At 54.8% G+C, this 26,981-nt stretch carries 19 protein-coding genes and 1 pseudogene; 6 read left to right on the top strand and 14 right to left on the bottom strand.

The features are described 5' to 3' along the window. A partial coding sequence (locus JWF83_RS09500; protein WP_413649956.1) for an RHS repeat-associated core domain-containing protein occupies positions 1-2,516 on the top strand: 2,516 nt, incomplete at its 5' end. 258 nt (positions 2,517-2,774) lie between these two features. Here JWF83_RS09500 and ymdB read toward each other — a convergent pair. Further along, positions 2,775-3,326, bottom strand: a complete 552-nt coding sequence (gene ymdB / locus JWF83_RS09495; protein WP_413649955.1) for an O-acetyl-ADP-ribose deacetylase — start codon at positions 3,324-3,326, stop codon at positions 2,775-2,777. Positions 3,327-3,436: 110 nt separating this feature from the next. Between ymdB and JWF83_RS09490 the strand changes: the two genes are divergently transcribed. After that, entirely contained in the window at positions 3,437-4,606 is a 1,170-nt protein-coding gene (locus JWF83_RS09490; protein ID WP_413649954.1) for a beta-glucosidase, read from the top strand. Here JWF83_RS09490 and JWF83_RS09485 read toward each other — a convergent pair. Beyond that, positions 4,588-4,764: a hypothetical protein gene (locus tag JWF83_RS09485; protein WP_413649953.1), complete on the bottom strand. Its 177-nt coding sequence runs from the start codon at positions 4,762-4,764 to the stop codon at positions 4,588-4,590. The genes JWF83_RS09490 and JWF83_RS09485 overlap by 19 nt on opposite strands. 762 nt (positions 4,765-5,526) lie before the next feature. Here JWF83_RS09485 and JWF83_RS09480 point away from each other — a divergent pair. After that, positions 5,527-7,551 carry a putative bifunctional diguanylate cyclase/phosphodiesterase gene (locus JWF83_RS09480; RefSeq protein WP_413649952.1) on the top strand — a complete coding sequence of 675 codons (2,025 nt, stop codon included), beginning with the start codon at positions 5,527-5,529 and terminating at the stop codon, positions 7,549-7,551. 45 nt (positions 7,552-7,596) lie between these two features. Here JWF83_RS09480 and JWF83_RS09475 read toward each other — a convergent pair whose 3' ends face one another. The 10 genes and pseudogenes from JWF83_RS09475 to JWF83_RS09430 form a co-directional block, all read right to left on the bottom strand. Continuing rightward, complete coding sequence (locus JWF83_RS09475; RefSeq protein ID WP_413649951.1) at positions 7,597-9,789, bottom strand: TonB-dependent receptor; 2,193 nt, start codon at positions 9,787-9,789, stop codon at positions 7,597-7,599. Between the two features lie 136 nt (positions 9,790-9,925). After that, complete coding sequence (gene fhuB, locus JWF83_RS09470) at positions 9,926-11,869, bottom strand: Fe(3+)-hydroxamate ABC transporter permease FhuB (protein WP_413649950.1); 1,944 nt, start codon at positions 11,867-11,869, stop codon at positions 9,926-9,928. Next, positions 11,866-12,759, bottom strand: coding sequence for a Fe(3+)-hydroxamate ABC transporter substrate-binding protein FhuD (fhuD, locus tag JWF83_RS09465; RefSeq protein ID WP_413649949.1), 894 nt, complete (start codon positions 12,757-12,759; stop codon positions 11,866-11,868). Before fhuD ends, fhuB begins: the two co-directional genes overlap by 4 nt. Positions 12,760-12,894: 135 nt before the next feature. Beyond that, positions 12,895-13,062 (bottom strand): annotated as a pseudogene (locus tag JWF83_RS09460) (beta-ketoacyl-ACP synthase); the annotation flags it as partial. A gap of 41 nt (positions 13,063-13,103) precedes the next feature. Next, the gene (gene yiaK / locus JWF83_RS09455; RefSeq protein ID WP_413649948.1) at positions 13,104-14,117 is read right to left on the bottom strand and encodes a 3-dehydro-L-gulonate 2-dehydrogenase; all 1,014 of its coding nucleotides are present in this window, start codon (positions 14,115-14,117) and stop codon (positions 13,104-13,106) included. Next, complete coding sequence (locus JWF83_RS09450; protein ID WP_413649947.1) at positions 14,098-15,663, bottom strand: MFS transporter; 1,566 nt, start codon at positions 15,661-15,663, stop codon at positions 14,098-14,100. Before JWF83_RS09450 ends, yiaK begins: the two co-directional genes overlap by 20 nt. A 799-nt stretch (positions 15,664-16,462) precedes the next feature. Next, entirely contained in the window at positions 16,463-17,848 is a 1,386-nt protein-coding gene (locus JWF83_RS09445; RefSeq protein ID WP_413649946.1) for an efflux transporter outer membrane subunit, read from the bottom strand. After that, on the bottom strand, positions 17,848-18,936 hold the full coding sequence (locus JWF83_RS09440) for an HlyD family secretion protein (RefSeq protein ID WP_413649945.1): 1,089 nt from the start codon (positions 18,934-18,936) through the stop codon (positions 17,848-17,850). The genes JWF83_RS09445 and JWF83_RS09440 overlap by 1 nt, the downstream gene beginning before the upstream one ends. Further along, positions 18,936-20,567 carry an MFS transporter gene (locus tag JWF83_RS09435; protein WP_413649965.1) on the bottom strand — a complete coding sequence of 544 codons (1,632 nt, stop codon included), beginning with the start codon at positions 20,565-20,567 and terminating at the stop codon, positions 18,936-18,938. Before JWF83_RS09435 ends, JWF83_RS09440 begins: the two co-directional genes overlap by 1 nt. A gap of 55 nt (positions 20,568-20,622) precedes the next feature. Next, positions 20,623-21,054: a MarR family winged helix-turn-helix transcriptional regulator gene (locus tag JWF83_RS09430; protein WP_413649944.1), complete on the bottom strand. Its 432-nt coding sequence runs from the start codon at positions 21,052-21,054 to the stop codon at positions 20,623-20,625. Between the two features lie 186 nt (positions 21,055-21,240). Here JWF83_RS09430 and JWF83_RS09425 point away from each other — a divergent pair, with 186 nt between their 5' ends. The 3 genes from JWF83_RS09425 (at position 21,241) to JWF83_RS09415 (ending at position 24,027) form a co-directional block, all read left to right on the top strand. Further along, the gene (locus JWF83_RS09425; protein WP_413649943.1) at positions 21,241-22,089 is read left to right on the top strand and encodes an AraC family transcriptional regulator; all 849 of its coding nucleotides are present in this window, start codon (positions 21,241-21,243) and stop codon (positions 22,087-22,089) included. A 42-nt stretch (positions 22,090-22,131) separates the two neighbouring features. Further along, positions 22,132-22,539 carry a DUF2000 family protein gene (locus JWF83_RS09420; RefSeq protein WP_413649942.1) on the top strand — a complete coding sequence of 136 codons (408 nt, stop codon included), beginning with the start codon at positions 22,132-22,134 and terminating at the stop codon, positions 22,537-22,539. 390 nt (positions 22,540-22,929) lie between these two features. Beyond that, positions 22,930-24,027 carry a glycerol dehydrogenase gene (locus JWF83_RS09415; RefSeq protein WP_413649941.1) on the top strand — a complete coding sequence of 366 codons (1,098 nt, stop codon included), beginning with the start codon at positions 22,930-22,932 and terminating at the stop codon, positions 24,025-24,027. A 349-nt stretch (positions 24,028-24,376) separates the two neighbouring features. Here the strand turns inward: JWF83_RS09415 and JWF83_RS09410 are convergent, their stop codons facing one another. After that, positions 24,377-25,267 carry a LysR family transcriptional regulator gene (locus JWF83_RS09410; protein ID WP_413649940.1) on the bottom strand — a complete coding sequence of 297 codons (891 nt, stop codon included), beginning with the start codon at positions 25,265-25,267 and terminating at the stop codon, positions 24,377-24,379. Between the two features lie 356 nt (positions 25,268-25,623). Then, positions 25,624-26,817, bottom strand: a complete 1,194-nt coding sequence (locus JWF83_RS09405; RefSeq protein WP_413649939.1) for an L-talarate/galactarate dehydratase — start codon at positions 26,815-26,817, stop codon at positions 25,624-25,626. Positions 26,818-26,981: the final 164 nt, after the last annotated feature.

Genomic DNA, 26,981 nt, shown 5'->3' with positions numbered 1-26,981 from the left:
AGTATCAGGCCGCCACCCTGCCCGGCCGTCTGCTCAGCATTACCGAAAACGGCCGTATCACTGAACGTTTTATCTGGGCTGGCAATACTCCGGCAGAGAAACAGCTTAATCTGGCAGGGCAGAATATCCGTCACTACGACTGCGCCGGACTGGAGCAAATCAACAGTATTGCCCTCAGCGGCTCACCACTCTCTGTTACCCGCCAGTTACTGCCGGATAATAACCAGGCCGACTGGCAGGGCAACGATGAATCCGCATGGAAAGACTTATTAGCGGCAGAAACCTTTACCAGCCTGAGCGGCAGCGATGCCAGCGGCGCCACCCTCACCCGCACCGATGCCCGGGGCAATACCCAGCGGCTGGCGTATGATATGGCCGGACAGTTAACCGCCAGCTGGCTGACGCTGAAAGGCGCCGCCGAACAGCTAATCGTTAAATCCATCCGCTACTCCGCCGCCGGACAGAAGCTGCGCGAAGAGCATGGCAATGGCGTGGTGACCACTTACCATTATGAAGCGCAAACCCGGCGCCTGACCGGGATCACCACGCAGCGCCCTGCCGGCCATCCCGCCGGCGCGAAGATATTGCAGGATCTGCGCTATCAGTATGATCCGGTGGGCAATGTGCTGCATATCACTAACGATGCCGAGACCACACAGTTCTGGCGGAATCAGAAAGTGGTGCCGGAAAACACTTACACCTATGACACGCTGTATCAGCTGGTGTCCGCCACCGGCCGCGAACTGGCGGCGACAGCACAACAGCGGATCACCCTGCCTTCGCCGGTGGTTCCCCTGGCCGCCGACGATAAAAGTTTTACCGTCTGGACCCGCAGCTACCGCTATGACCGCGGCGGCAATCTGACGCAGATACGCCACGCCGCCAGCGGCAATAACCATACCACCAATATCACCGTATCAGACCGCAGCAACCGCGCAGTACTCAGCAGCCTGACGGAAGACCCGCAGCAAGTGGATGCGCTGTTTAACCCCGGCGGACAGCAGCTGCAGCTGCAACCGGGGCAGAACCTGAGCTGGACCGCACGGGGGGAGCTGCTGAAGGTTACCCCGGTCACCCGGGAAGGTCAGGCCTCCGACGCTGAAAGCTACCGTTACGCTGCCGACAGCCAGCGCCTGCTAAAAATCAGCGTGCAGAAAACCGGCAACAGCACACAGACGCAGCGGGTGCTCTATCTGCCGGGGCTGGAGCTGCGCAGCAGCGGCCAGGAGAGCCTGCAGGCGATCGCCATCGGCGCAGCCGGTCGTGCCATGGTGCGGGTATTGCACTGGGAAAGCGGTAAACCGGCGGATATCAGCAATAACCCGCTGCGCTACAGCTACGATAACCTGCCGGGCAGCAGCGAACTGGAGCTGGATGGCGACGGTAAGCTGATCAGTCAGGAGGAGTACTACCCCTATGGCGGCACCGCGGTATGGACGGCGCGCAGCCAGACGGAGGCGAACTACAAAACCATCAGATACTCCGGCAAGGAACGCGACGCAACGGGACTGTATTATTACGGTTATCGCTATTATCAGCCATGGCTGGGGCGCTGGCTAAGCGCTGACCCGGCGGGAACGGTGGACGGGCTGAATCTGTATGATATGGTGCTTAATAACCCGATGACATTATCGGACAGTCAGGGTATGGCGGGCAGGATGGGGTATTTTTATCTTCCATTTTCCACACCAGATATGGATTTACTGGACTTCAGCTTCTGGGCGAACCTTTTCCGATACAAGAAAGGAAAAACATTATATCCGGTCATCGTTCCTGATGAAAATGCAGTAAAAAAATATAAAAAAACAATTACGGAAAATATAAACTCTCTGACTGTAAGAATTAATGAGCTTGAAGATAACTTCCGTAATATTGACGTACGCCTCAGGCAAAATAATAGCTTTACTGCAGAGCGAATAAAGGAGTTGGTAACACCAGATGCGTATGGAACAGTTATGCGGGAACAAGCGGCATTCGCCCGGAAGCGCGCAGCATTACAGGCAATTCGTGTCATACCTAATGCTGAAGGGCAAGCGTTAAAACAGCTTTCTGCAGAAAGAGATAAGTTATATATCCTCGGACATGGTGGAAGTGGCAGGGATATAATTTCCGCGAACCTCAACTTAGAAGGGGAACAACTAACATCAGAGTCGCTCGCCAGGCAGTTAGCAGCGAGCCAGTTACCCACTAATTTTACAGATATACGCGTATTAGCTTGTTACAGCGCGAACTCATTGAAACCAACCTCCTTTTCCGAACAAGAGCTTATCAGAACAACCGGGGTTGCTCGCCAGGAAATTGCCGGGCCGAGTCGTCAGAATCAAGTACAGATCATCAGAGTGATACGCCCGTTTGCAATGTTATTAAGTCAGGAGCTTAAAGATCTTGGTTATTCACAATTAACTGTTTCTGGTTATTCTGGAGGTGGCGTTTCATTTGCTCTTCAGATACATAATACGCAGAGAATTGAAGGTGTTCCTGATGTTCGCAGGTCAACGGTCCGGAAGGCATTTTAAATAATATTGTTAAAAATAAATATAATTTTATAAAGCTTTAACAAAGTAAATTCCATGTTCTGAATATGGTATAGAGGCACACCATGCTTAACAAAGAGATGACCTTATATCACTACACGCCGAAGGGTCCGCAAGCGGTTTTTTTACCTCTCTCGGTGACGTCATCAAATCCCCCGGAGTTCATTAGCTGTATAGTCGAATACATCCATCACCTGTCCTGGCGCTAGCGATGGTAAAGCGGCTCCTGGCTTATCCTTATTAGTCCGTATCCTCCCCCATCCCCTGCTGCCACTGCGCCAGCTGTTTCTGATACAGGGCAAAAGTCTGCTCATCAAAGCAGACAAAATAGACCTGCTGCGGCTGTTGATGCTGACTAAGAAACTCGCTGACGGTGGCAAAAGCGACCTGCGCCGCCAGCTGTTTGGGATAGCCATAGACGCCGGTACTGATGGAGGGAAAGGCAATGGTGCTCAGAAGGTGCTCTTCCGCCAGCAGCAGACTATGGCGATAAGCACTGGCCAGCAACGCGGCCTCACCCTGCCCGCCGCCGTGCCAGACGGGTCCGACAGTATGGATCACCGCCTGCGCCGACAGTTTGCCCGCCGCGGTGATCACCGCCTGGCCCGTCTGGCACTCCCCCTGGCGCGCCACAACTTCACGGCAGGCCGCCAGCAACTGCGGCCCGGCAGCACGGTGAATAGCGCCGTCCACCCCGCCACCGCCCAGCAGAGCGTTATTGGCGGCATTGACGATCGCCCCGACCTGCAGGCGGGTAATATCACCATGGATCACCCGGATACGATGTTTCATGCTGTTTTCCTTCTGGCGGTTAAGTAACAGGGCAAACAGGGTCGGCTGCTGCATTTAGTCTAGACTTAGCGAAACATCCCGCGCAGGTAATTGCAATGGAGGAGCGTAATATGGCCGAACAACCGCGAGATCCCGGGCTGCAACGGCATCAGCCGCAGCTATTCAGCAGCTTTTTTCAGGGCAGTTTTGCCTGTTCCACCGCCTGCCGCAGTGAAGGTAAGCGGGTCGACCTGGTGACTAACAGCGGTCACGATATGCTACTGGATAAAGATTATGCAGCGCTGGTCGAGCATCATCTGCTTACTGCCCGTGACGGCGCCCGCTGGTATCTGATTGAACAGCAACCCGGTATCTATGACTGGTCATCGTTTACCCCGATGCTTCATGCTGCCGAACAGCACGGTATTGAGATGATCTGGGAACTGGCGCATTTTGGCTATCCGACGCATGTTGATATCTGGCAGCCCTCCTTTATTGACAGCTTTGCCCGCTTCGCGCGCGCCATGGCCGAGGTGATGCGTGATGAGGGTTACAGCCAGCCGTTCTTCACCCCAATCAACCAAATCTCCTTCTGGTCCTGGGCCGGCGCCGAGGTTGCCTGGCTCAATCCTAATGCCAGTGGCCGTGGCAAGGATCTGAAACTGCAGCTGGTGCGTGCCAGCATTGCGGCAATAGATGCTATTCGCGATGTACTGCCGCAGGCGCGTTTTGTGCTGACCGATCCGCTGGTGCATGTTGCCGCCGCCGATAACTCTGCCGTAGCGCAACAGGAAGCCGGACATCAGCATCTGGCGCAATTCGAAGCCTGGGATATGCTGAGCGGTCGGCTGCATCCCGAACTGGGGGGCGACATGCGTTATCTGGATATTATCGGCGTCAATTACTATCCGGATAACCAATGGTTTATCAATGGCGATCCGCTGCCGCCGCAGCACCAGGCTTATCGTCCGCTAAATCTGCTGCTGGCGGAAGTATGGCATCGTTATCAGCGCCCGCTGCTGCTGGCGGAAACCGGCGCCGAAGGCGAAGCGCGCAGCCCATGGCTGCGTAGCATTATGGAACAGGTCAATATTGCGCTGGATAACGGCATCGGGCTGGAGGGGGTTTCAATCTATCCGGTGGTGGAGTACCCGGCATGGGCTGACGATCGCCGTTCGCCAGGCGCATTGCTGGGGCTGCCCGATCCCAATGGCAACCGCACGGTATATGAGCCGCTGGCTCTGGAGTTGCGTAGTCAGCAGATCAAAATGAACAATGTCACTCAGGAGCGCACGGTTTGATCGGGTTTTGCATAGCAGGATTGCGTATCAACAGCGTGTTCCGGCGGGCGGCGTACATCGGAGAGCCAGGTCATGGCGAATAAAAAGATCACACTAATCAGACAGGCAGAGAGTAAACCAATCAGGGCAATTAGCTTGTCATCTCTGTTTTCCGTCATTTTGTCTCTCCTTTCATGACTGTCATTACGCTGCTGACAGGTTTATGTCATCCACAGCGTAATCATCAGAACGAAGATTATAAGTGTAAACGAAGTCACTGCAAGTACCACGATCGCGAACTGCGCATCATCAAGGGGTACCTGTGGCTCTTTTTCTGGCTCAGGGGGTATAATATTTTTCATTTTTTCGTAACAAGTAACAGGCACACAGTACGTTTTAATAACGACTTTAGCAGCGCTAAACTTAAAGTCGGGTACATCACTGATGCGAAGAATCCGGTCTGAAACTGCATCTTATTACGCAGCCAAAAATAAGAACCACTAATATATTTTTTATCATTTCCGCCCTATACTACCAGACAGATACGCGAAAACATCACGCAAAATTTACCACTGACTTTATCATAAAGTCACCGTAAAATAACCTGTAAATTTGATTTTACCCGGTGAGTCACGCGCCACAGTGATTGCCCCCGTGCAGCGAGCGCAGGCGCAGCTGGCGTGCTGCGCCTGTTGGTGTATCAATCGGGCTTAACTATCACGGCATGCAGCGATTTTATTCGCCATTCGGCTATTCTGGCTAAAAATCATGCGCTGAAGTCGGCAACCTCAGGGACAAAATAGTGTATTTAGTTATTTGTGGACTAAGTCATGCTGTTGTCAGATGCGTGCATGGACTCAGTCAGAAAAAACACTGATACTAACGCGAAAAAAACACAGGGTGTTTTCTTTCAGTCTTCCCCCCGGTAACCATGGTTTAACATGCATCGATACCGTATTTCCGAAGATAGTTTACTTATTTTTGAACATATTATTGCACATAGCACTAATGCTATTTTCCTTGTTGACGTCCATCGTCACCTCTTGTTTGCCAATCATTCCGGTGAAATCCTGTTTGATCGCCTGATCGCCAGCCAGCAACTGGCAGACGCGCTAAGCGGCAACGTCCCGGTGCTGGACATTAATGACGGTAAAACGCCGCGCTATATTCGCCCCCATAGTGTGATCAGCCCCGGACCAGGCAAACAGCCCGGTCATTTGTTTATTGGTACCGATATTAGCGCCGAATTGATTGCGCAGCGGGAAGAGTTCCATCTGCGGCGGCGCCTGGAACAGACGCTGGAAATCACCGATGAAGGCTTCTGGCTGTGGAATATCGCCAATGGCGAAGTGTCGCATAACCACTGTTTTAGCCGCATATTTGGCTTTCAGGATGGGGTATTAAAACACCATGAACGCGACATATTCGGCCAGATTCACCCGGACGATATCCGGCAGTTTGAGCACGCCCTGCAGCAACATCTGCGCGGCGACGAGCCGGTGTTTAGCTGTGAATACCGTCTGATCACCAGCCAGCAGAAGTCGGTGTGGATACAGAATCACGGTAAAGTGGTGCGCCACGGCGACGACGGCCAGCCGGTTGAGATGCTTGGCAAAATTAAAGAAATCACCGAAAAGAAGCGCTACGAGCAGGAGATGCATAAGCTAGCCTGGCAGGATCCGCTGACTCAACTTGATAACCGCCCGCGTTTTTATGACAAAGTCGAACTGGCGCGTCAGCAAAATCCCGGCAGCGGTGAATATCTTGCGCTGCTGTATCTCGATCTCAACCGGTTTAAAGAAGTGAATGACGAGCTTGGTCACAGCGCAGGGGATGCCCTGCTGAAAGAAGTTGCGCTACGGTTGCGTAATACCATCCGTGGCCATGATGCCCTTGCCCGCCTCGGCGGCGACGAATTTGCGTTGCTGATTAGTCATCTCGGCAACAATCTGCAGACGGCAAAAAACCGGGTGGCGGTGCTGGCCGGCCGACTACTGGATAATATCGGCCGCGATATGCCGCTGGATAACACTATCGTCAATGTAACCAGCAGCGTCGGCATCTACCTGTTTAATAACGATCCGGCACCGGTCCCCGAGCTGCTGCATAAAGCCGATATGGCGCAGTACTACTCCAAGCGCAACCACTGTAGATGGATGATCTGGTCACCGCGCCTGCATGAAGAGCAGAGTCAGCGCGACACCATTGAGATCGGGTTGCGGCGTGCACTGGATAATAACGAGTTTTACCTTGAATACCAGCCTCAGTACTCGCGGGGTGGTGAAGCCACCAGCCTGGAAGCCTTGCTGCGCTGGCGTGACCCGAACGGCAGACTTATTTCGCCCTCCACCTTTATTCCGGTAGCAGAAAACTCCGGGCTGATCCTTAACATCAGCGAATGGGTATTACAGCAAGCCTGCGCGCAACTACGAAACTGGCATAATCAGCCGCAGTTCGACAAACTACGGGTCTCAGTCAATATCAGCCCGCGCCAGCTGAAACGCGCCGATTTTCTGAAAACCGTTGAGCGGATTGTGCTGCAAAGCGGTATCGATACGCAGCAGCTCAGCTTTGAGCTGTCCGAAAACGCGCTGACCGAAAATTTGCCTGATACCCAGCGCAAACTGCACGCGCTGCGCGAAATGAAGATTAATATCGCAGTGGATAATTTTGGCACCGGCATGGCCTCACTGACCGGACTGCGTAAACTGGCGATCGGTGAGGTGAAAATAGACCGTTCGTTCGTGTTGCAGATGGCGCAGAACAGTGATTTTTTGCTCACCATTCGCGGTATTGTGGCGATGTGTCAGGCATTAAATATCAATATTGTGGCGGAAGGGGTGGAAAACTCGCAGCAGTTCAGCACCCTTTCGGAGATGGGCTGCCATGGTTTTCAGGGCTGGTTGTTTTCGCGCTCGCTGGCGCCGGAACTGCTGCAAGGGGTATTGCAACAGCCGCCGCGCTAAATATCATGGATACGGGCGGCATCAATGCCGCCCGTACAATTATATTTAGAAATCGTACGACATGGATAATTTCAACGTACGTGGCTCACCCTGGAAAATATAAGTGCCGCTGTTATCAACACTTGCCCAGTAAGCTTCGTTAGTGACGTTATCCACGCCGAGACGCCATACCATATCGTTCTCTTTCAGCTTCATGCTGTAACGCATCCCCAGATCCAGCGTGGTATAGCTATCAAGTTTCTTGCTATTGGCAGCATTGGCATACTGGGAACCAGAATGGTTGATCAACGCCGTCGCGGTCAGACCTTCAACCGGCTTAATATCGTATTCCGCGCCCAGCACCATATTGTAGCCCGGCACCCCCACCGCGGTGTTGCCATCATTCGCACCGTTCGCGGTCTTTGTCAGCTCGGCATCAATCCAGGTAGCGCTGCCGTTCAGACGCAGGCCCAGCACCGGTTCGCCAAATACATTCAGCTCAATACCCCGGTTACGCTGCTCGCCATCCAGCACGTATTCATTGCTGGCATTGGTGACGGCGGAAGGCAGTTTAATTTCAAACAGCGCCAGTGAACCGCCAACACGCTGATAATCGACCTTCACGCCCACTTCATTCTGTTTAGAATGAATCACACCGACGCTGCTGCCGTAGTTAGCGGTTCCCTGTGGCGCCTGTGATCCCGGTTGCAGTGACTCAATATGGTTGGCATACAGGGCAATATGTTCCCATGGCTTAACCATCAGGCCGACAGCTGGCGTCCAGCGGCTCTGTTCGAAACGCGAATCGGTATTTTCCGCGGCGGTACCATAGGCATATTCGCGGGTGACCACTTTCTGATGGCGGGTACCCAGCGTTAACTCAAGCTTATCATCCAGCATGCCGAGGGTATCTGTCAGCAGAATGCCCTGGCTACGGGTACGGCTGCGCAGACCAGGCTCATCCAGATCGCCGCCCGCGTAGTTAAGTGTTGGCGAGGTCACCGCTGACGTATCATAAATATTGGTGCTCACGCCGGTGAGCGCCATATCATAAGCGGCTTTCTGACGCAGGGTGGATGCAGAGTAACCAAGGTTGACTTTATGGTTAATAAAGCCGGTATCAAACTTACCGCGCACGCCAAACATACCGCTGTAAGAGTCATAGACGTTGGTGACATCCATCCGGCCAATAGTGGCATTACCCTCAGTATCACTGACCGATGGAGAGCCATAGGCGCCGCTCTCATGGGAGTGTTGGGTACCGACACCACCGTACAGCGTCCAGTTTTGCGCCACATCATATTCGCCGCGCAGCATGGCGAACTGGCTCTCGATATCGCTATAGACCCACTTCTGACTGTAATTATGGCTGGCGGATGGCACCTCAGGAATAAAGTCGACGCCGCTGATATTGACGCCAATACGGCCACCGTGGAAAGTCTGTTTCTGATAGCCCATATCCAGCGAGGTACGCAGATTATCCTGACGGTAATCCAGACCGACAGAGGCGACGGTGGCACGACGTTTTTCATCATCCACTGCCGTCTCGCCCTCGCGCTGCGACAGGTTGACACGGGCGCCAAACTGATTGTCGTCGCCAAAACGGCGACCGGCATCCAGCGAGGTGCCCACCTGAGAAGCGGAGGTGTAATCGACGCCAACCCGGGTTAGCGGCACATCATCCGCATGCTTCGGTTCAAGGTTAATCATTCCGCCAACCGCAGTGGTTGCAGAGCCGTTCATCAACGCATTAGCGCCTTTGAATACTTCCACACGGTCAACCATATTAGTGGCAATCACCTGACGCGGCATAATCCCCGCCAGGCCGCCGAGGGTCATATCATCGCCGTCAAGCTGGAAGCCACGAATACGATAACTCTCGGCGAAGTTGCCGTAACCCTGCACGTTTTGCACCGAGGCATCATTACGTACCACATCGGCGATAGTTTTCGCCTGTTGGTCTTCAATCAGTTTCGAGCTAAAGCCGATGACATTAAACGGCACATCCATGGCATTTTGCTGACCGAGCATCCCCATACGGCCACCGTTTACCACCTGTCCATCCAGGTAAGCCGGCACCAGTTGATCGCCGCCCGGGTTAAAATTATTTTCCGGCGCGGCCACCACCGTCATGGTGGATTCATCTTTTTTACTGCTATCGGTCCGGGTTTCCGCAAGCGCCGGGAAAATGGCAGAACCAATAACAACCGCCAACAATGTTGGCTTAAATCTGCTGGTGGCAAACAGTGAGCTATGCATCTGTGTGTTCCTGGAAATAAAGGGAGTGAGAATCATTATTATTGAGATTTGCGATTATCCTTAGCGGACTCACAATTGCAAGAAAAAATTACCGGATGTCACAGGAGTTTTGTTGCTGGCATCGCGTGCTGAGAGATCAGGCACGCCGCAACAACCAGATAAACCACGGCGCGCCAATAAAGGTTGCCAGCAAACCGGCGGGGATCTGGTAAGGGAAAATCATCACCCGCCCGAGAGCGTCAGCCAGCAGCATCAACCCGGCCCCGGCCAGAATCGCGACCAGCAGCTGCGGCAGCGCGCGCTGGAAACCAGCCATCCGCGCCAGATGCGGCGCCATCAAGCCAACAAAGCTTAACGGCCCCACACACAGCGTCGCCGCCGCAATCATCGCCGAAGCCAGCAGCAAGATTAGCATGCGCGAGCGCCTCAGCGGCAGACCCACTGCCTGCGCGGTAACACTGCCGAGCGGCAGAATCGTCAGCCAGCGCGCCATCAACGGCGTCAGTAACAATAGCAACAACGCCAGTGCCGCTGTCCAGATGGCCTGGCTGGCGCTAACGCGGTAAGTGGAACCTGCCAGCCAGCTGAGTACGGAGCTGATACGCGGATCGCCGCTGACCAGAAACAGCGTGAGAAAGGTTCCATAAACGGTACTCAACACCACGCCGGTCAGTAGCATACGCGTCGGCGACAGACCACCACGCTTAGCCAGCAGCAGGATCAGTAACATAGTCAACGCCGCCCCCAGACAACCAGCAGGAAATTGCCATGCCGAATTATCACCGGGAACGATAAACATCAATAACACTATGGCGCAGGCGGCACCAGCACTGACGCCGAGCACCTCCGGGCTGGCCATTGCATTCCCGGTCATACGCTGTATCAGGGTTCCCGACGCCGCCAGCATCGCGCCAGCCGCCAGTGCAGCCAGTATCCGTGGCCAGCGGAATTGCCATACCGCCTGAGTATCAATCCAGCGGCTAAGGCCATCACCGCTAAATAGCGCCAGTATCACCATCAGTAGTAGCAGCAAAAAAATCCCGGCGATCATCAGCGGCGTCAGCGCCCTTTCCGTACGCAGCGGCGGGTTACGATCGCTGGCGGATAACTGTTGATGACGTAAGCGCGACAGCAGCCACAGCATCAGCGGCGCCCCCGCCAGCGCGGTAACCGCGCCGGTAGGGATCTCCAGCCAGACACGCGCCAGCACGATCACCAGCTGATCGCTCAGCAATAGCAATAACGCGCCGATCAGCGCCGATAACGCCAGCCGCGCCCCCAACCGCCGCGCCCCCAACAGCTTCGCCATTAACGGGGCAAACAGCCCGATAAAACCGATTACCCCGGCTACACTGACCAGTATCGCGCTAAGGGCTACCGCCACCATCAGACCGGTAAAACGAACCAGCATCAGGCGCATGCCGAGATTACGCACCACGCTATCCTCCAGTCCTAACAGATTCAGCGGACGAATCATCACTACTACCAACAGCAGCGCAAGCAGCATACGTGGCCAGAGGAAACTGACGTTGCTCCAGTCATTCTGATTCAGCATACCGCTGCTCCAGATAAACAGACTTTTCAACTGGTCGTGATGGAACAACGCCAGTAAATTTTTCACCGCAGCGCAATAGAGTCCAACCATCAGACCGGCGAGGATCAGCGTTACTGGCGACATCCGCCTGCCGCTGGCGACCAGCAGCACCAGCACCCCAACCAGAATGGCGCCCGCCAGCGCAGCCAGTTGCTGCCCGGTTTCGCCCCAACTACTGGCATACAGAGTGGCGAGCGTCAGACCAAGCTGAGCGCCAGCGGCAACGCCGAGGGTGGAGGGTTCCGCCAACGGATTACGCAGGATTTGCTGGAACAGTACCCCTACCAGCCCCAAACCGGCGCCGACCAGCAGCGCCAGCAAGGTGCGCGGCAGCAGGCTGTAATAAAACAGCATCTGATTAACATCGAGCTCATCCGCAGTAAAAAAGGCCCTGCGCCACAATGGCAGCGCCAGCTGATGCTGGAAGTTACTTAACGTCAGCAACAGCGCCGTCAGCAGTAGCAGCCCTAAAATCAGACTTTTCATGGCTGCTCCAGCAGTGTCTGCTGCAGCAGTTTACAGAAGCGCAATACTGAGAAGCTGGCGCCGTAGAACCATACGGCTTCGATTAAATGTAATTTCTGCTGACGTACAAACGGGATACTACGCCACAGGGCCGAGCGCGCGATCTGCTGCACCGGATCGTTTTGACCATGGGTCAGACCAATAGCACGCACATTTTTTACCTGCGCCAGGGTTTCGATACCGACAATGGTGCTACCCCAGAAACTGCTGGTGCCCGGCCAACCATTTTTCAGCCCCAGTTGTGACAGGGTATCGGCAAACAGACTGTTATCACCGAATACCATCACCCGGCGACTGTCGAGAAAAGAGAACAGCAACAGTGGTTGTCCGGCAAATGCTGCCAGGCTTTGCCGGTAATGATGAAAGCGCTCATCCATCATCTGCAGATGGTCGGCAGCCTGCAAGGGTCGGTTAAGTCGCGCGCCCAGGGAGAGAAGATCGCGGCGCAGCAGTTCCAGAGGGCGGGTTTTACCATCAGTAAAATCCCCACCCCACACCGGCGCAATCGGGATCAGCGCTTCCGCGCTCGGTCCGTAGCCATTGGCTCGCAGGATCAGTGACGGTTGCAACCGCAGCATCATTTCAAGGTTAGGTTCAGTGCGTAATCCAATATCCAGTACCGTATCCGGCAGCACCGGCTCGACCAGCCAGCGCCGGTAATTGGGGATATCGGCGATCGCCAGCGGCGTGATGCCCAGCGCCATCAGCAGCTCCACCGGGCGCCATTCGAGAACGATAATGCGCGCCAGGTCGGGATTTTTTGCCTGAGAAAGTGAAGAGAAAATCAGCGGGGACAGCGCCATCCATTTCAGAAACTGGCGCCGTTCAGGCGCATTAACCGCAATAGCCATGGAATAGGAATGATAATTATTTTGATTCGAATACCTTATTATGCAGCAACCTGCCACTGAAGCCAATGCTGATGCCAGCGGGTGCAGATTATCGGCATGGGCAGCAACATGCTGCCCAACAGTCGCGATATCTGATTAACGCCAGCGGCGAAAAATCAGCGAGGTATTGATACCGCCAAAAGCGAAGTTATTCGACTGGATATAGTCGGTGTTAATCTGCCGTTCGCTGCCGATAATGTAATCCAGATCGCCGCAGGCACCCAGCGTATGGCCAAAATAACTTTTCAGTGACGAAATCGGCGTATACGCCAATTGCGGTCAGGCTGGCTGACGATAACGCTTTATTATTCTGCCAGTTTTACCACCTGCTGCCAGACGCCGTCATCAACCGGGATCCCCTGACGCAGGTTATCCTCGCGCGTATTGCGCTGGCGCTGACCCGGCCAGGTGACCGCACCCACCCCTTCCGCCGGTTCAGAACTATTAACGTAATCAGCAATACTCTGCGTCATACGCCCGGTAAAATCAGCGCCGCCCAGTTGCCCGGGATCGAACACCATAAAAATCTGGCTGGCGCCGGTACAGCTGCCACGCCCGATTTTATCGATCTGTGGCGTGGCGTTGCCGGCAGAAAGCAGTGCCGCCATTGCATCCAGCAAAATGGCAAAACCCGATCCCTTCCAGTAACCGGTGGGTAAAATACGCTTTGAGGCTTCAATCGGCGCCGGATCGACGGTCAGATTCCCCTGCTGGTCGAAACCTCCGGGATACGGTAGCTGTTCGCCTTTCAGCCGCGTCACTTCCAGTTTGCCGTACGAGTACTGGGACATCGCCATATCCAGCACCATCGGTGCCGGCTTGCCCGGTACCGCCATTACAAACGGGTTATTACCGATCCGCGCATCTTTACCGCCCCAGGCTGGCATGCAGGATTCAGTATTGGTCCAGCAGATTGCCGCCATGCCCTGCTGCGCCGCCCGCCAGCCATAGGTGCCGCCGCGCATCCAGTGGCTACTGTTACGCATCGCCACCAGACCCATACCCTGCTCTTTTGCCAGCGCCATGGCGCGATCCACCGCCAGCAGCGCATTGGTAATGCCAGGCCCCTGATGGCCATCCCAGATCTCCATCACCGACAGCGCCTTGACTCTCTCCGCCCGGGCCGCGGCATTAACCCACCCCTTCTGCAAATATTCGACAAAGCGCGCCACGCGGTTCAGGCCGTGCGAATAGATGCCATCGCAACTGGATTCGGTATGTACTTGTGCGCAGATTGCCGCCTGCTCCGGCGCCATACCGGCATGCAGCAGGGCACGCTCTATTGTGGACTTCATCTGCTCAAAGGCTATTCGCGTCATGTTTGATCTCCCGTTGTATATCTGCCGTGCGCCGCAGCGGATCGATAGTGCGCATAATGTCGTTATTGCCCCATAACTGCTGGTATGGCCAGCCGGTCAGTTTCTCTGCCACCGCCTGCGCTTCCGCTGTCACCGCCGCCGCCGGGCCGCCCTTTCTGCGGCGCTGGATCTCGGCAATCAGCAGCGCGTGATTATGGCGATTAAGGCTAAATTTCAGCGAACTGAATATGCCAATCGAGAGGAACACCACCGCACCGATACCAAATACCAGCGCAATGCCATGTATCGCTTCCGGTGGCTGTACCGCCGCGCCTTTTCCGGCAAAACCATATGCCTGCAACACCATCCCGACGATAAACAGCGCCAGCGCCTGTACCGCTTTGCGCACAAAGGTCATCACCCCGGCAAAGATCCCTTCGCGGCGCTCACCGGTCAGCATTTCATCGACATCCGGGATAAAGCTGTAGATATTCCAGCAGACGTATTGGGTGCCGGAGCGCCCCATACCCATAATCAGCGCCGCAAGCCATACCAGTCCGAGGGTGGCGGGCAGTTCAAAGGCATAAATACTGATAAACAGCGCCACGCTGGATAGCATAAAGAACTGCGCCAGTTTGTAGGCCGCGCCGTTACCGATGCGGATACAGAGGGGGATCCAGGCGGCGATACAGCAGAACTGCACCACGGACATAAAGGTCATGCCATTTGCCGCTTCGACCGTGCTGTGGCCAAGGACAAAAATAATGTAATAAGCCAGTACCGCCCCCAGCACATCGAGTGCCACATAGGCACCGAGATACATGCCGACATGCTGACGGAAAGTGCGCACTTTAAACGTCGATAACAGCGAACGAAACAGCGCAGCCATGTCGCGTTTGAACTCCACCGGTTGCGGCTTACGTTCGAGAGCGATCGGTCGTTCCCAGGTGAACAGATAGAGACAGACAATGACGATGGTAAACAGCGTGGCAAAAATAATCCCCATATAGAGGAAGGAGGCAGAGGAGTCCTTACCGAGTACGGCAATAATCGCGCCCGGCAGCCAGGCCGCCAGGATCCCGGCGCCCATTGAGAAGAACATGCGTACGCCGGTGAGGCGGGAACGCACGCGGAAATCATGCGTCATTTCCGCCGCCAGAGTTTCATAAGGCACAATCACCAGCGTGTAAGCGGCATAAAACAGAATATAGGTAGCAAGGTAGTAGCCGAACCCCATATTGCTGATCCACATCACCACATAGCTGATAAACACCAGCGGCGCACCCAGCAGAAAGAAGAAACCACGACGGCCAAAACGCTGGCCCAGCCGGGTACGATAAAAATTATCGGTAACATAGCCCATTAGCGGATCAAAAAACGCATCCAGCAGACGGGCAATAGCAATTACCGCCCCCGCTTCGGCCGGACTTAGCCCGCCATAAGTGGTGTAGAAGAACATTAACCAGAGACCGAGGACCGCAAAGCTGCCGCCACCGAATACGTCTCCCCCGCCATACGCCAACATATTTTTCAGCCCGATGGGCTTTTCCTGCGCACGATTGATCATGGCAACCTCGTTGTTGCGCCGTTCACTGACGACGTTTGTTATGGGTACAGGAAAAAACTAGCTATCGGGTTACTACCATACAAGTTTCATGCTTACTTTTATCAGCGGTGATCACATTTTGAGCAATGCAATAAGTGAGAAGTGTGATGTTGCTACGGAAAGAGAACAGAGAGTCTTCGGTGCGGCGGGGTTTCTGCAACCCTATTAAATGGCCATATCAATGCCGTGATCACGGCTGGTGCAAATCATTGAGACGGAGCGCATAAATGCCGCCCTGATGTAGGGGAGCCATTTATGGCTCCTGTCCCGAAGGCGGCAGCAGTGCAAATCATTAATACGGGCGGCATAAATGCCGCCCCTACATCAGGGGGGAGCCATTTATGGCTCCCGTCCCGATGGCGGCAACCGTGCAAACCATTGATACGGGCGGCATAAATGCCGCCCCTACAGAAGAATGCCAGCCCCGGATGTAGGGGAGCCATTTATGGCTCCCGCCCCGATGGCGACCGCAGTGCAAACCATTGATACGGGCGGCATAAATGCCGCCCCTACAGAAGAATATCTGCCCCCTGATGTAGGGGAGCCATTTATGGCTCCCGTCCCGATGGTGGCAGCAGTGCAAGCCATTGATACGGGCGGCATAAATGCCGCCCCTACAGAAGAATATCTGCCCCCTGATGTAGGGGAGCCATTTATGGCTCCCGTCCCGATGACGGCAACCGTGCAAGCCATTGATACGGGCGGCATAAATGCCGCCCCTACAGAAAAATACCTGGCCTCTGATATAGCTGCCGTCACATTAATGGCTGGCAGCATCCCAGCCGCCGCCCAGCGCGCGATAAAGATCGATCTGCGCCAGCAACAGGCTATTTTTCAGCTGCACCACGCTAAGCTGGGTAGTGAACAATGTGCGCTGCGCGTCCAGCTCATCAAGATAGGATGCATAGCCATTCTGATAGCGATTACGCGCAATGCGCAGCGCTTCGCTGACAATCTCCTGCTGCTGCTCCAGTTCCTGTAATTGCTGCCGGGTCCGCTGAATAGCATCGACATCATTGTTCACTTCACTGAAGGCATTGCGCACCACTTTTTCGTAGTTATACAGCGCCTGATTGCGCCCGGCCATCGACACATCGACCTCGGCGGTCAGCGCTTCACGATTCAGCAACGGCGCCAGCACACTGCCGCCGACGCTCCATAAACGGAACGGATTATCTACCAACTGATGCAGCACCGAACTTTGCAGCGTACCGGTGGCGGTGAGATTAAGAGAGGGCAACAACTTCGCCTGCGACGATTGCAGGGTTTTATCCGCTGCCAGCAGCTGGCGTTCGGCCTGTACAATATCCGGTCGCCGCTGTAACAGTTCAGATGGCAGCACCGTTGGCAACTGTGGCGCGATAATTTGGTTAAACTGCGCTGCGCGCGCAATTTCACGCGGGTTCATCCCCACCAGAATACTCAGCGCATTTTCCTGGCTGGTAATTTGATGCTGCAACTGGGGAATCTGCGCTTTGGCCGTCTGATATTCAGACGCCGCCTGGACCCACTCCAGCCGCGAGGTATAACCGGTTTCATACTGGCGTTTGGCCAGCTTCAATGAATTTTCACGCGATGCCAGCGTCGCCTCAGTAACCCGCAGCTGCTCATCAAGCGCGCACAGCGTCAGATAACCGGAAGCCACCGAACTGGCAACCGTCAGCTCTGCCGCCGAAGCCGCCGCCTGCTGCGCCGCCAGTGAGTATTGTGCCGCATCAATACTGCTGCTGCGCGTACCCCACAGGTCGACATCATAGTTAGCTTCCAGCACCCCCTGGAACACCGTACTCTGAATCGGCTGACCAGTGACCGATGAAAGGGTGCGCGCGCGGGTGGCTGCCACCCCGGCATCCAGCGTCGGGTAGTTATCCCCCTGCGCCGCGCGTAGCTGCGCGCGGTACTGATCGACCCGTGAGCGCGCGGTCAGGATATCCGGGTTATTACGCAGCGCCTGCTCCACCAAACTGTTCATCTGTCGATCGCCAAAGGCGCGCCACCAGTGTGCTTCCAGTGGTGAAGCGGGTCCCACCTGGTTACGCCACTGTGGCGGGATCAGCAGTGAGTTCGGCGCTTTTGCCACTTTTGTCGAACAGGCGCTCAGCGCCAGCGGCATCAGCAGCACCAGTACCAGCGGTTGCCAGCGCATTACTTCTGCTCCTTGTCAGCGGCAGCCGTATCAATAGTCAGCTCCACCGACATTCCCGGGCGCAGATGGCCCGCATTCTCGCTGGTGATTTTGATACGCACTGGAATACGCTGCGCAATTTTGACAAAGTTACCGGTGGCGTTATCAGCGGCAATGGCGCTGAATTCGGAACCTGCCGCAGGTGAGATATACTCCACTTCGCCGTTAAAGCTTTCGCCATCCAGCGCATCGACGCTAAAGGTCACCGGCAGACCCGGCCGGACCCGCGCCATCTGCGTCTCTTTCATATTGGCAATCACCCACAACTGATCCGGCACCAGCGAGGTAAGACGGGTACCGGCGCTAACATAAGCGCCCTGACGTACGGAAATTTGCCCCAGCTGGCCATCACGCGGCGCGATTATACGGGTGTTATCCAGATCGATTTGCGCCAGTTCCAGCGCAGCCTGTGCGTTGGCGACATCGGCTTCCAGCGAAGCACGGTTGACGATGACCGTTTGCAGATCCTGCCGTGAAACCTCAACAGTCGCTGTCGCCTGTTCCACATCGGCAACAGTCTGGCTGTGGCTGGCTCGTGAAGCGTCACGCTCACGCACCGACAGCGAACCATCCGCCATCAGATTTTCGACACGTTTCAGATCGAGACCGCTTTTTACTGTCTGCGCTTTGGCATTGATCAGCGCCGCCTGATTGCGGGCAATCACCGCTTCGGCGCTACGCCGCTGCTGAATATTATTGGCCAGCGCCGCTTTTTTCATCGCCAGTTGCGCCTCGGCCTGATGCACACGCTGCTGGTAAATACGGCTATCAATAGTCATCAGCACCTCGCCTTGATGTACCGGCTGAAAGTCGAGCACCGCCACCGAGGTGACATAACCGCTGACCTGGGGGCTGATAAAGGTAATTTGTCCACGCACATACGCATTCTCGGTACTCTGCGCACTGCTGGTGAACGGCCATAACTGCCAGGCATATAAGATCACCAGTACACCGACGATGGCGATGCCGCTACCGACAGCAATCGACAAAATGCGCAGCTTATTATTTCTCTCACGTTCCGCGGCTTGCGTTTGTTCCTGTTGACTCATTATTTCTCCGTGCCTGATGCGGTTATTGCTGTAGTTTGTCGTTCTGCCTGCGCATTGCGCTTTGCCTGCCGCCAGTCGAGATAGCGCAGACGGGTTAAACGCCACAGCACCCACATCAGGGTGCTGAGCGCCATCGCCGCAGTCAGCAAATAGGTATCGTTATAAGCCAGCACGTTGGCCTGCAGGGTGGCGACAGTTTGCAACTGCACCACCCCCTCAGCGTTGCGCAGAATGTCATCGCCCAACAGGCTGTTATACAGTGTGCTGTACTGGCTGAGTCGTTCGGTGACATTCGGGTCCAGCAGCGACAGTTGATCGCCAAGCAGGCTGGAGTGATATTTTTCGCGCCAGGTCTGGAAAGTGCCGAGGATCGCGGCGCCAATCAAACCGCCCAGGTTCTGGCTCATGCCGAACAGCACCACAAAGCTCACCAGGTTTTTCGGTTGCGTCACCACCCCGCCAATCCCCAGCAACATCGCCGGCGCCAGAAAAAAGGCGCTGCTGAAACCGAGTAAAAACTGGCTGAAATACATATTGTCCGGGCGCGTCAGCGGATTGGATTGCGCATCCATCAATGAGGCAACCATCATAATGATCAATGAGGTGACAATCGGCCAGCTGAGATGCGCTGGCTTAATCGTCAGCGCGCTGGCGATGATACCGACAATCACCCCGGCAATAATCGCCAGCGCCAGTCCGCGCATCTGGTCGTTTTGCAGGCCGATTTGCTGTAAAAAGCCAATGGCGCCGGTATTTTGCTCCGCCAGCACAATACGCATCATAATCATCACAATACCCAGACGCACAATCTTGCCACTGCCGAGCCAGCGTGTGTTGATCAACGGATTAGTACGGTTATGTTCAATCACTACGGCGGCAACAATCATCACCAGCGCCAGCGCCAGGCAGATCCCCAGCCACGGAGTGCTAAACCACCACTCGATGCGCCCCAGTGACAACACGCCGCAAATCAGCGCCATGCCCGGCGCCAGCAGAATAAAGGTAATAAAGTCGGTTTTTTCAAAGGACTTACTGCGGTCGCCCGGCGGCAGTTTCAGCAAGAAAACGCAGCCCAGCGCAATCATTGCCAGGCCGAGTTCAAACAGATACAGCCCGCGCCACTCATCCAGTTGCAGTAACTCACTGGAGAACAGCCGCGCCAGCGGGATCGCCAGCTGCGAGGCACAAATACCGATGGTTAGCGCTTTCAGACGATGTTTCGCCGGCCACGCCTGAATCTGGTAATAGATCCCCAGCGAACTCAGCGCCGCCCCCACCATGCCATGGGCGGTACGCACGATAATCGCCGAACTGAGATCGTTGGCAAACAGATGGAAAAACGCCACCAGTACATACAGCACCAGAAAGGCTTCAGTAAAGATGCGCAGACCAAACTGCTGGCGAAATTTCACCAGCAGTAAGTTTATAGAGATATTGCCCATCACATACACCGCCGGTAGCCAGGCAATTTCATCGCTAAACGCGCCAAAGGTGCCCTGCAGATTGCTCAGATTGGCGGTGACCAGCGCGTTACTAAGGGCGCCGGTAATCGAAATCAACAGACCAATCAGGCCAAATGCGATGCGCTTATGGCCAGGGTGGAGCGGCGTCGACGGTGAACCAGGCAGCATCGGTCGTTCATGAGGTTGCCATTCCCGCGGCACATAAGGACTGTTGTTTGCCACTTCAGCTTGCTCCGGTCGCCGTGAGTAATTCCTGTAGCACTCTTTCAGTGACCATCAGCTCATCCTGATCGATATTGGCCAACAGCTCGTTACGCAGGGCGTCGGCTTCGATATTCACTTTACGGTACAACTCGCGGCCCTCGGCGGTGACCAGCAGCAGGCGCTTGCGTCGATCCTCTGCTGGCTGTACACGCTGTACCAGCTTTTGCTTCACCAGCCGATCGATCAGCGGCACCACACTGGCATCCTCCAGCCCCAGCACCTGCGCCAGCGCGGTTTGCGTCATCGGTTCAGCTTCACCGGCAATAGTGGCAACCGCCAGCCAGCTGCTCATTCCAAGGCCGTTATTTTTTAAACGCCGATCGATCGCCAGTCGCCACGCACGGGCGGTGAGATGAAGCAGACGGGAGAAGTTGCGATGCTGAGGATCCAAAATATAGAGGCCTGATGATTAGATATCTAACTAATTAATGGTGCCGATTATACGCAACGGAAAAAGCCGCTGGGAAGAGTAAAAGCGCATTATTTTTGTGCAAAAAGTTGCATATTTATCCTGTTGATCTGCAGAGTGTAGCAGTTATACCCTGAAGTACCGTTAAACCTGAGGATAGCCGGGCGCATGAAACAACAGCCACCAGGCTGGGTCGAGATCTCCCGCGATAACGATACCCAGATTGAAGCCATCCGCGCGCACTTTACCGGTCACGCCTATGATCCGCACTGGCACGACAGCTATCTGGTTGGCGTCACCGAACAGGGCGTCCAGCAGTTTCATTCGCGGCGTAAAAGGCATCAAAGCAGACCCGGCAATGTGTTTCTGCTGGAACCTGGCGAACTGCACGACGGCGATGCCGTTGACGACAGCGGCTTTACTTATCGCATGCTGTATATCGACCCGACGCTGATGCAACAGCAACTGGGCGATCTCTTTACCCGCCTGCCGCAGCATTTTGAGCTAAGTTTTGCCGCCACACTCTCGCAGGATCGCCAGCTGGCGCATGCCACGTTTTATGCTTATCAGGCGCTACAGGATAACGAACCGAAGATGGTAAAAGAGGCGGCGCTACAGGATCTATTTACCGCCCTGACCCGCCATCACCACTGGCAAAAAGCTCCCGCCGCCGCCCCTGCCGATACGCAGCTGGCGCTGCAGGCACGGGACTATCTGCACAGCTGCTTTACAGAAAATATCGGTCTGAGCGATATGGCGCAGGCCCTTGGTGTGGATCGCTTTCGTTTGTCTCGTGAGTTTCAGGCCAGCTATGGTTTGCCGCCGCATGCCTGGCTGATCCAGCTACGTCTGGTCCAGGCACGCCGCCTGCTGGCCAGCGGCATCCCGCCGGTGGATGTGGCTGCGCGACTCGGTTTTGCCGATCAAAGTCATCTTGGCCGCTGGTTTAAACGCGCTTATCAGTTAACGCCGGCCCGCTATCAGCGCCACTGCACAAATCTTCCAGACTGTGGTTAAGCTCCGCCGCTAAGCTACCTGTTTTCCGGAGAGGGCAGAACCATGAACGACCAACGCTGTGTAGTTATCCTTAATCAACAACTGTCTGCGGGTAAAGCGGCTAATGCCGCGGCGGTAATTGCCCTGACCCTTGGCCAGCGCCATCCGCAGTTTGTCGGCGCAGGCTTGATTGCTGCCGATCAGCGCGAATATCCGGGCCTGATCCCCGTGGGTATCCCGGTGCTGGCCGCCAGCGACCAGCAGCTCAGTGAACTGCGCAGTCAGTGCGATGCTCAGCAGTTAGATATAGTGTTATTTCCGGTTGAGGGCCAGCAGACTACCGATTATGCCGCCTTTCGCGCCGCGGTCAGCCTAATCCCCTCACCCGATCTGCAATTGCTCGGGCTGGCGGTGACCGGCGATAAAAAAGTGCTGCGCAAGCTCACGGCAAAATTAAAGCTCTTTGGCTGATGGCGCCGGCTGGCAATGTGTAGCGGTCAGATTGATCGCCGTATGCCTGCCATTGTTGCAGGCGTACTATCATCAGTTTGCGCTTTAGTCTCAACTGCCCGTCATTTACCTGCTGATAAGCAAACACTTCCGCCGATAACCGTTCCGTCAGTCAGCAGCCCGGTCCGAAACCCCGCCCACCCCGCAACATAAAATTAACATAGCCGTTTGTTTTTAATTTAAAAATTATTTCACCATTACCAGCAAGCTGATAAAGAAATGTGATCCAAGTCTTAAAAAAAACACTGAACAGGACGAATACTTTTAGCTTATAAGGTTTTGATGTAAATAATTAGCTAACAACTAATTTACCTAATTACTATATCCCTCCAACAAACAAGGACTAAGCTTATGAGCAGATTCATTTTTTCTTCCCCGGGAAAATATGTTCAGGGTGCTGGCGTTCTCAGTGAACTGGGTAACTATCTCAAGACCTCCGGCAAGCAGGCGTTCCTTATTGCCGATGATATCGTCTGGAAGATTGTCGGCACCACCGCCAGCGAGTCGCTGAATGCCGCCGGCTTAGAATTTAGCTATGAGGCGTTTAACGGCGAAGCTTCACGCAATGAGATTGTCCGGATTACTCAACTGGCACGCAGTAAAGGTGCGGATATGGTGGTCGGCCTCGGCGGCGGCAAAACCCTTGATACCGTCAAAGCAGTTGCCGATGAGTTAAAAGTGCCGGTAATCATCGTCCCCACCACCGCCTCAACCGATGCCCCTTGTAGTGCACTTTCAGTTATTTACAGTGATGAAGGGGTATTTGAAAGCTATCGTTTTTACGATAAAAACCCGGATCTGGTGCTGGTGGATACCTGGGTATGTGCTCAGGCCCCTGCCCGTCTGTTTGCTTCCGGTATTGCTGACGGACTGGCGACATATGTTGAAGCTCAGGCGGTATTGCGTACTCACAGCTTATCAATGGTTAATGGCACCCCAACTATTGCCGGTATGGCGATTGCGCGCGCCTGCGAAGAAACACTATTGACCTGGGGCTTCAGCGCCTATCAGGCAGTACAGGAAAAACGCGTCACCCCGGCGGTTGAAGCGGTAGTTGAAGCCAACACCCTGCTGTCGGGTCTTGGTTTTGAAAATGGCGGTCTGGCGGGCGCGCATGCCATTCATAATGGCTTCACCGCCATCACCGGTGATATCCATCACCTGACTCACGGCGAAAAAGTCGCCTACGGCACGCTGACGCAGATGGTACTGGAACAGCGCCCGGACGATGAAATCGAACAGTATATTCGTTTCTACCGCAGCATCGGTATGCCAACTACGCTGGCAGAGGTGCACCTGGATAAAGAGCCATGGGAAAATCTGCTGAAGATTGGCGCCCTGGCGAACAGTGACGGCGATACGCTGAAGAACCTCAATCCGTCACTGACCCCGGAACAAGTGGCCAGCGCACTGATTGGGGTTGATGCCTTCAGTAAAACCATTAAGTAATCCACGACGGCCGATAGCGGCAACGGATGCCGCTATCGGCTGATAAACCCCGTCAAATGCCGAATTGCCGGCAAAAAAAAACCGCCTTGCGGCGGTTACGACATTACTACATATTGCTTTGATTTTATTCTGTTTAGCCGGACTACGATCAACGACGTATTGTAATAATTTGCCTTATTAATCGCACCCGTATCTGTTCTGCTGCTGACAACACCCTGTAGCCAGTGTGCCTTTCAACAATGGCGCGCATCCTAACATGCAGCCAGGCCAGGTTCAAATACTTTTCCCCTTGCGCCATGCCGTTGCCGGATAAATAACTCATTGTTATAAAAGAAATTACCCCTAACGTTTAGCGTACCTGCTGGAAAACCTCACTCATCCAGCTGATAAACACCCGAACGCGCCGGGAAAGATGGCGATTCTGCGGATAAAGTACTGATACCGGCAACGGTGGCGGCGGCAGATCGGGCAAAATAATGCGCAGCTGGTCCTCAGCCAGTTCCCGTGCAATACGATAGCGCGGCACCTGCACAATCCCCATACCGGCGACGGCACAGCCGGTATAGAGATCGGCGCCGTTTACCGATACCCGATCGTCCAGCTGCAGATGTTTGATCTCGCCACCGAGGTTAAATTCCAGCGGCATCACCCGCCCGGTGGCGCTGGAGTGATAGTTCACCGCCAGATGACCTTCCAGATCGCTTAACGTTTGTGGTTCACCGTATTTCTGCAGGTAGGCCGGGCTGGCAACCGTCACCTCTTCCAGCAACGCCACCCGGCGCGCCACCAGCGAACTGTCAGCTAAATTGCCTGCCCGCAGCACACAGTGAATACCTTCCCGTACCAGATCGACGTAGCGGTCATCCTCGCCGATTTGCAGACGGATATCCGGATAGCGGGCAGTAAAATCCCCCAGGGCGGGAATAACAAAATTTTTCGCCAGCGTGCCCTGCATATTGATACGCAGCAGTCCTTGTGGAGTGGTATGGCGAAACTGGTTTTCCGCTTCCTCCATATCAGCCAGCAGCCTGACGCAATTATGGTAAAAACGCCGGCCATCCTCGGTCAGGGTTACCGAGCGGGTGGTGCGCTCCAGCAGGCGGGTGCCAATCCGTTCCTCCATTCGCTTAATCAAATTGGTAACGGTAGCACGCGGGATCTGCAGATCCTCGGCGGCGCGGGTAAAGCTCTCGCGCTCGGTAATGCGCACAAATACCTGCATCTCCTGAAAGCGATCCATCACGGCCTCCATCATTAAAGTAAATGAAATAAAATTGCTAAATAACCCCCAATTATCTTTCCGGCAATATCAATCATAGTGACTGCATCGCTGGCGGATTGAAAGAGGAAATAACGCCTCCCGACCAGCCGAATGATATTGCCATTGCGGCAGCCTGATCCCCTTTATTTGTGGAGAACGAAAATGAAAGAGACCATTCTGATCACCGGCGCCGGAACTGGTATCGGGGTGACTGAAGAGGAGCATATTCGTTTCGCTCAGCGCATCGGCATGGCGGATCTGCTGAAGGTCAGCGCGCCATAATTCCGCGACAACGCCCTGAAAATGGCGGATAGCGCTATATCCGCCACAGGTCATTACGGACGCCTGCCGAATTCAGATGTCAGGGTGGTCCATTTACGCGCCTGCTCGCTCAGGGTAAAGCCAAGACCATGGCGGTCGGAAATCCACATGCGCCCGTCACGTAACGCCAGTTGTTCATTGAAGAGCGGATTCAGCCATTCAAAATGCTCCAGCCAGGGTTCAATCGGATAGGCGGCGGCCAGATGGATATGCACTTCCATGGCAAAATGGGGCGCCAGCTTACGTCCATGGCGCGCGGCCAGATCCATAATTTTCAGGAAAGGGGTGATCCCGCCGACGCGAGGCGCATCGGGCTGCACAAAATCACTGGCATTGCCGAGGATCAGCTGTTCATGTTCACGAAAACTGGTCAGCATTTCCCCGGTGGCGATCGGCGTATCTAAGGCGGCGGTCAGGGCAGCATGACCTTCAATGTCATACGCATCCAGCGGCTCCTCAATCCACACCAGATTGAACTGCTCCATTTTACGCCCCATCCGGATAGCGGTCTCTCTGTCCCATTGCTGATTGGCATCAACCATTAGCGGGAAATCGTCGCCCAGCGCCTGACGTACCGCGGTAAGACGGCGCAGATCCTCTGCCGTATTCGGTTGCCCGACCTTCAGTTTGATCCCGCCGATACCGTTTTCGCGTGAAATCACCACATTTTTCAGCACCTGCTCTAACGGCGTATGCAAGAATCCGCCGGAGGTGTTATAGCACTGCACGGAATCGCGATGGGCGCCGAACAGTTTAGCCAGCGGCAAACCTGCCCGGCGCGCCTTCATATCCCAGAGCGCAATATCAAATGGCGAGATCGCCTGCACCGCCATGCCGCTGCGCCCCACCGATGCCCCGGCCCACAGCAGTTTGGTATAAATTTTATCAATATCATTGGGATCTTCGCCCAACAGATTGTCGGCCAGTTCACGCGCATGAGCATAAATGCCCTGCCCCCCGGCGCGTTTCGAGTAACTGAAGCCCACCCCGCTAAAACCATCACGGCTACGAATTTCAGCAATAATTATCGCGACCTCGGTTAATGGTTTCTGACGGCCGGTTAATACTTTGGCGTCGCTGACCGGTTGCGCCAGCGGAAGAAATGCCAGGGAAAGCTGCACCCACTCGATACGATCGCCGGTTTCAGCAGCGGTCATGGCACCGGCGGTTTTGGCATAGGTTACAGCATCTGAGTTTGCGCTAAGCATGAAGGTTCTCCTGTGAATAATGTTTGCGCTAACATTTTTCTCACCGGCAGACCAGAGTGCCTATAGTCATCACTTAAAATTGGAAAGATGATCACATAACACGCGCTTTAGTAGCCTAAAACGCGCGGTTATTCACAATTCTGCATTGTTGTGGCATTCGCCAA

Source organism: Pantoea sp. B65, assembly GCF_047308185.1.
In the GTDB taxonomy this organism is placed as follows: domain Bacteria; phylum Pseudomonadota; class Gammaproteobacteria; order Enterobacterales; family Enterobacteriaceae; genus Erwinia.
The sequence above is the reverse complement of the archived record's forward strand: the minus strand, read 5'-3'. Positions and strand labels throughout refer to the sequence as shown.

Coding starts and splice junctions, on each gene's coding strand:
- ymdB (WP_413649955.1), bottom strand. CDS start 3,326: ATGAAACATCGTATCCGGGTGATCCATGGTGATATTACCCGCCTGCAG.
- JWF83_RS09490 (WP_413649954.1), top strand. CDS start 3,437: ATGGCCGAACAACCGCGAGATCCCGGGCTGCAACGGCATCAGCCGCAG.
- JWF83_RS09485 (WP_413649953.1), bottom strand. CDS start 4,764: ATGACGGAAAACAGAGATGACAAGCTAATTGCCCTGATTGGTTTACTC.
- JWF83_RS09480 (WP_413649952.1), top strand. CDS start 5,527: ATGCATCGATACCGTATTTCCGAAGATAGTTTACTTATTTTTGAACAT.
- JWF83_RS09475 (WP_413649951.1), bottom strand. CDS start 9,789: ATGCATAGCTCACTGTTTGCCACCAGCAGATTTAAGCCAACATTGTTG.
- fhuB (WP_413649950.1), bottom strand. CDS start 11,869: ATGAAAAGTCTGATTTTAGGGCTGCTACTGCTGACGGCGCTGTTGCTG.
- fhuD (WP_413649949.1), bottom strand. CDS start 12,759: ATGGCTATTGCGGTTAATGCGCCTGAACGGCGCCAGTTTCTGAAATGG.
- yiaK (WP_413649948.1), bottom strand. CDS start 14,117: ATGACGCGAATAGCCTTTGAGCAGATGAAGTCCACAATAGAGCGTGCC.
- JWF83_RS09450 (WP_413649947.1), bottom strand. CDS start 15,663: ATGATCAATCGTGCGCAGGAAAAGCCCATCGGGCTGAAAAATATGTTG.
- JWF83_RS09445 (WP_413649946.1), bottom strand. CDS start 17,848: ATGCGCTGGCAACCGCTGGTACTGGTGCTGCTGATGCCGCTGGCGCTG.
- JWF83_RS09440 (WP_413649945.1), bottom strand. CDS start 18,936: ATGAGTCAACAGGAACAAACGCAAGCCGCGGAACGTGAGAGAAATAAT.
- JWF83_RS09435 (WP_413649965.1), bottom strand. CDS start 20,567: ATGCTGCCTGGTTCACCGTCGACGCCGCTCCACCCTGGCCATAAGCGC.
- JWF83_RS09425 (WP_413649943.1), top strand. CDS start 21,241: ATGAAACAACAGCCACCAGGCTGGGTCGAGATCTCCCGCGATAACGAT.
- JWF83_RS09420 (WP_413649942.1), top strand. CDS start 22,132: ATGAACGACCAACGCTGTGTAGTTATCCTTAATCAACAACTGTCTGCG.
- JWF83_RS09415 (WP_413649941.1), top strand. CDS start 22,930: ATGAGCAGATTCATTTTTTCTTCCCCGGGAAAATATGTTCAGGGTGCT.
- JWF83_RS09410 (WP_413649940.1), bottom strand. CDS start 25,267: ATGGATCGCTTTCAGGAGATGCAGGTATTTGTGCGCATTACCGAGCGC.
- JWF83_RS09405 (WP_413649939.1), bottom strand. CDS start 26,817: ATGCTTAGCGCAAACTCAGATGCTGTAACCTATGCCAAAACCGCCGGT.